General features: G+C 68.4%; 3 protein-coding genes. 1 reads left to right on the top strand and 2 read right to left on the bottom strand.

The window, feature by feature from the left end; translation table 11 throughout:
- Positions 1 to 311 precede the first annotated feature (311 nt).
- Both DB30_RS39925 and DB30_RS39920 read right to left on the bottom strand, forming a co-directional pair.
- Entirely contained in the window at positions 312 to 1967 is a 1656-nt protein-coding gene (locus DB30_RS39925) for an adenylate/guanylate cyclase domain-containing protein (RefSeq protein ID WP_052559290.1), read from the bottom strand.
- Between the two features lie 217 nt (positions 1968 to 2184).
- Positions 2185 to 2673 carry a hypothetical protein gene (locus DB30_RS39920; protein WP_052559289.1) on the bottom strand — a complete coding sequence of 163 codons (489 nt, stop codon included), beginning with the start codon at positions 2671 to 2673 and terminating at the stop codon, positions 2185 to 2187.
- A 223-nt stretch (positions 2674 to 2896) separates the two neighbouring features.
- Between DB30_RS39920 and DB30_RS39915 the strand changes: the two genes are divergently transcribed.
- Positions 2897 to 5418 (top strand): methyltransferase domain-containing protein (locus DB30_RS39915; protein ID WP_146662811.1); only part of this gene is annotated, 2522 nt, incomplete at its 3' end.

Genomic DNA, 5418 nt, shown 5'->3' with positions numbered 1-5418 from the left:
GGGGCCCCGCCGAAGGTGGGGGGAGGGAGCTGCCAAGCTCCCTCCATCAAACCAGCCACGCCTGTTGAACCAGGCGCCGAGCACTGCGAGGAGCGAAGGGTGGGGGGCCCCGCCGAAGGTGGGGGGAGGGAGCTGCCAAGCTCCCTCCATCAAACCAGCCACGCCTGTTGAACCAGGCGCCGAGCACTGCGAGGAGCGAAGGGTGGGGGGCCCCGCCGAAGGTGGGGGGAGGGAGCTGCCAAGCTCCCTCCATCAAACCAGGCCACCGCCTCTCCATCCAGCGAACCAGCCCCCCACCAACCAACCCGCCACTACGGCTCTTGCGTGGTGCGGAACGGGGCGGTGGCATGCCGCTGGGCGACCGAGGGGACCTCGAGGTCCTGCTCTTGGAGGCCGGTGATGTTCCAGATCTGGATCATCTCGGACTTGCCCTTGACGTTGACCGGCTCGCGTTGCTCGGCGATCACGTAGGCCTGGCACTGCTGCATGGTCGAGGGCGAGATGATGATCTCGGCTGACTTGGCGACGCTGCACAGGCGGGCGGCGACGTTCACGGCGTCGCCGATCACGGTGTACTGGAGCGTGCGCGAGGACCCGATCGCGCCAGCGATGACGCGGCCCGAGTTGATGCCGATGCCGATCTTGATGGTCTCTTTGCCCTCGCTGGCGCGCGTGAGGTTGAACTCCTCGAGCGCCTTGAGCATGTCGAGGGCACAGCGGACCGCGCGGACCGGGGCGTCGGGGAGCTCCACGGGGGCGCCGAACAGGCCGATGATCTCGTCGCCAACGTACTTGTCGAGGGTGCCGCCGTGCTTGAACAGGACGTCGACCATGAACTCGAAGTAGTTGTTGAGGGTCTCGACCATCTCCTCGGGCGTGTGCCGCTCGCTCATTGAGGTGAAGCCGCGGATGTCCGCGAACAGCATCGTGACCTCGCGGTTGGCACCGGCTTGGTCGAGGGTGAGCGCGCCCGAGACGATCTGATCGACGAGGTTGGGCGAGAGCAGGCGCTGGAATTCAGCCCGGGTCGCGGCCTCGTGCTCGATCTTCTTGGCCAAGCGAAAGTTCTGGATCGCGATCGCGGCCTGGGTAGCGATGCCCGAGAACAGCAGCAGATCTTTGTCGGTGAACGCCCCGCTGGCCAGCATCGAGTCGACGTGGAAGGCACCCACGAGCTGGTCGGCGACCAGCAGCGGGACGGCCATCGTCGAGCGGATGCCCTGCATGATGATGCTCTTGGCCGCCTTGAAGCGCTCGTCGACCATGGCGTCGGACGAGAGCACCGCCGCCTTGTTGCGCTTGACCTCGTCGAGGATCGTGTTCGAGAGCTTGATCTCTTCGTCGGCCCGCTTCTGACGCACGTAGGCGGGCGTCAGCATGTCGGTGTCGGGATCGTAGAGCAGGATCACGGCCCGGTCGGCGCGGATGATCTGGAAGGTCTCGTCGACGATCTGCTGCAAGAGCATGTCGAGGTCGGTGCCGACCGCGAGCTTCTGCGACAGCTCATGGGCCACGCGGAGCTTCTCGTAGTCCGCCTTGAGGACCTCCATGTCGGAGATCTCGGCGACCGGCACGAAGCGCTTGCTGGCGTCGATGCGGTTGCGGACCTCGCTCTGGACCTGGCCCGGCATCATCGTGACGCGGCCACGGTGCGCCTGTTGTTCGGCCTGCTGGGCTTGCGGGTTGTCTTCCGCGAACGCGAAGTTGGTGTTGCCGAGCTGGATGCGGTCGCCGTCGTTGAGCACGGCCTCGCCGATCCGCTCACCGTTGACCAAGGTCCCGTTGAGGCTGCCGGCGTCGCGCATGACCCAGCGACCGTTGGGTGCCAAGGTGATGCGGGCGTGCTCTTTCGACACGATCCGATCGAGCACCTGGATGCTGTTGTCAGGATGGCGACCGAGCGTGTTGAACGCGGTCAGGGGGTACTCGACGGTCTTTTCCCCCAGCAGGATGAGCTTACCGGACATCGCCTCGGACGGTCTCGCGCACAGAGCGTAGGTCACCGGGGGTTGGTAGATCAACCGGGGACAAAGCCGCGACCGCGCAGCCGCGAGCGAACCCCCGGCGTGCCCAGCTAAACCCAGCTGTAGGGCCATCTAGGGAGTTTGGCCGGGACCGGCCCTGCTCCATGTCACGGCGCCCGCGCGGCTGGTCGTGGTCGACGTCAGGGTTCCGGCGCCGGACTCAAGGCGCGTTGGGATCCACCGGCAGCTCGTCGCCGATGTTGGCCGAGTCGAGCTCGCGCCCTTCGCAGGTCCAACCCGCGCCGCGCCCGGGTCGGGTGCACAGGATCTCGAGCTCGTTGACGACCTCCCTTGGCTCGCCGAAGGGCGGCTCGATCCAGTCCGAGTACAGGACCCCGAACCGGATCTGATCGTCGTCATCAATTTCGATCCAGTATTCGGAGTTGGGATCGTTGATCCCCAGTTCGTTGATCTTGTTGCGCATCTCGTAGACCATCTGGTCTACGAGCTTGGGCTCCGCCAGCATCCGAGACGCCTTGCCGGTGAACTCGGACGAGGTCTCGTCGAGCACGCGCATGACCTCGCCCTTGCGGAAGTACGCCGGGATGTAGCTCCACAACAAGTACCCGCCGCTGATCAACACCGCGAGCATGACGATCACCACGATGTTGAACTTGCGCGGCTTCTTGTACTGGACGCTCTCGTTCACCGCTTGATTATACGCGCAGGTCGGGGTTCGACGCCGGTCGCAACGTGGAAACGGGCGGCCGTGCTCGGCGAGCGTGCAGTCGTGGGTTGGCACTCTCGCAGCCCCGGTGGCGGCGGCGTTGGACCGAGCGCGGCGACTTCGCTGTTCGCCACGAGCCTGGCTCAGGCCGCTAATCTCTGTGGGAGCCGCGGGAAACCGAGTATGATGCGGGCCCGAAGCGCTCGTGTTCCACTTGCCCGCATACCTCGCGCTCGAGCGCTGGGTACTCGCCCGAACGGTCGTGGTGATCCAGCCCAGCGGGCCGGAGGGGCCGCGGCGGTTGTTGAGCGCGGGAGCGCGCAGGGTGCTGGTGATCGGCGGCGACTTTCCGTCCGAGGCAGGCATGGAGGTGCGGCCGTCGAGCGGGTCACGTCTGCCGCTGCGTGACGAGAGCATCGACATCGTGCTGTGCATCGAGGCGTTCGGGCGCCTGCGATCCACGGAGCGCCGCGAGCTGCTCCGCGAGAGCCACCGGATCCTTCGCACCGAAGGCATGTTCTGCGCGTGGATCGAGCAGCGCGAGGCAGAGGCGTTTGGGCGCACGCTCGCGGGCTCGTCTCAGATCGATTTTTGGGCGCTCGAAGATCAGATCAACGCCGTGTTTGCCCGGGTCGACATGCTCGCGCAGATGCCCTGGCAGGGCTTCTCGCTGGCGCCGATCCTCGATGACCGAGACCCGAGGGACGACCGGGATGACCGGGCCGAGGAGCCCCAGCTCGCGCTGCGCGAAGATCTGCTGCTCGAGGCGCCAGAGGCCTCGCACTTCCTGGCGATCGCCAGCAAGAGCCGCACCCCGGCGGGTCTGTCCCGCGAGTGTCTGCTGATCCCGCTGCCGCGCGACGAAGTGTTTGGCGGCCCCGATCCCCAAGCGTCGCGCGACGGGGCCGAGATCGAAGAGCTGCGCGACGAGCTCGATCGGCTGCGCGAGGAGCTGAGCCTGCGGGCGGCCAAGGTCGCGGCGGCGCACGGTCGGGTCCGCGAGCTCGAGTCGCAGCTCGAGGCCCTGCGCGCGCGGACCAGCGAGGTCGAGGCCGCCGAGGTCGATCGCCTGCGCGACGGGCTCACCGAGGCCGAGACTCAGCTGAGTATCTTTCGGGCCCGCGAGCAAGAGCAGGGCCTGCAGATCGCCCGCCTCGAGGACGAGCGAAGCGACTTGCTCTCGCACCTCGACGCCGCGCGCAGCGAGCAGAGCACGGTTGGGGCCAACGTCGCCAACACCCAGGCGGAGCTGCGACGTGAGCTCGACGCCGTGCGAGCCCGGGCCCGCGAGGCCGAGGACAACCTGCGCGCGGCGGATGAGCGGCTTCGCAGCCAAGCGACGGATCTACAGATCCTGAGCCGGACTGGAGGCGAGCAAGACAAGGCTGTCGAGCGCTTGACCACGCAGCTCGACAACGAGCGCCAGGCCCTCGAGCAGGTCCGCGTCGAAGCGCAGCGCCAGCGTGAGCGGCTCGAGTCGCTCGACGCAGAGCGCGAGGAGCTGCGTCGGCAAAACGAGGTGTACGTGGCCGAGCGCGAGGGCGCGCGCAAGCTCGCCCAGCGCATGGAGGCCGAGCTCGAGGTCGCCAGCCGCCGGGCCAAAGAGCAGGACCAGGCGCTGTCGGCCAAGATCGAAGAGGCGTCCAGGCTCGCGGGCGAGCTCGAGGGGGTGCGGCGGCGGCTCGGCGAGGCGGACAAGGCCCTGGCCCAGACCCGCAGCCGCGCCGAGGAGCTGACCGCGACCGCGGCCCAAGGCGCCGAGCAGGGTCGGATGCTGGCCGACGTCGCGGTTGATCGTGATCGGATCCGCGACGAGCTGAGCCAGCGCAACCGCCAGTTCGAGGAGCTCGAGGGCCGGCTGTGGGAGACCCGGGAGGCGCTGCAAAAAGAGCGGCTCGAGGGGGTGCGCGTCGGCGGTGAGGTCGAGCGGCTGCGCGAGCAGGTCGAGCGGGCCCGGGCCGAAGAGCAAAAGCGTACGCGCGAGGTCGAGGAGCTTGGCCGGGAGCTGCGCCAGCTCGAGGTGGGCAAGGCAGAGGTCTCCGCGTTGCTGCGTGCGCGCGACGAACAGCTCGCGCGGATGCAGCAAGAGACCGCTGCGCTCGCGGGCCAGTCAGCCGACGTCGACGAGCTGCGGGCCCAGCTGCGCGCTCGCAACGACAAGCTCGCCGGCCTCGCCGAGCAGCTCGCCGCGGTCGAAGCCCGCGACGAGCGAGCGGGGGCAGAGTCCAAGCAGGCCAAGGCGGCGCTCGATCAGGCCGGCGAGCGGATCGCCAAGCTGCAGGCCGAGCTCGAGCAAGAGAGCGCCGTCGCGGCCCAGGTCCAGGGCGAGCTCGAGGTCAAGCGCGTCGAGATCGAGCAGCTCGGCGGGACCGTCCAGGGTCTGCAGACCCAGCTCGAAGAGTCGCGCGAGCTGACCAAGCAGCGCGAGAGCGAGAAGGCCGAGCTGCAGCGCCAGCTCGAAGAGGCGGCCGCGATCCGTGACAGCTTGCGCCGGCAGTTGCGCGAGCGCGAGCTCGAGAACGATCGGCTGTCGACGGATCAAGACTCGCACTCGCTCGAGCTGTCTCAGCTGCGGCGCGAGCTCGAGGCGGCGAGCGAGGCCGCGGATCAGATCGAGCGCGGTGAGGCCGATGGGCCCAGCGCCGACGAGCTCGCGACCTGGCCCGACGCCGCGCGGCGCGAGCTCGAGCGGCTGCGCTCGGAGCTCGCCGCCCAGACCCGGGACCA

It is taken from the genome of Enhygromyxa salina (genome assembly GCF_000737335.2).
In the GTDB taxonomy this organism is placed as follows: Bacteria; Myxococcota_A; Polyangia; order Nannocystales; family Nannocystaceae; genus Plesiocystis; species Plesiocystis salina_C.
Note: the sequence above shows the minus strand (reverse complement) of the source record. Positions and strands in the feature narration are given on the sequence as shown.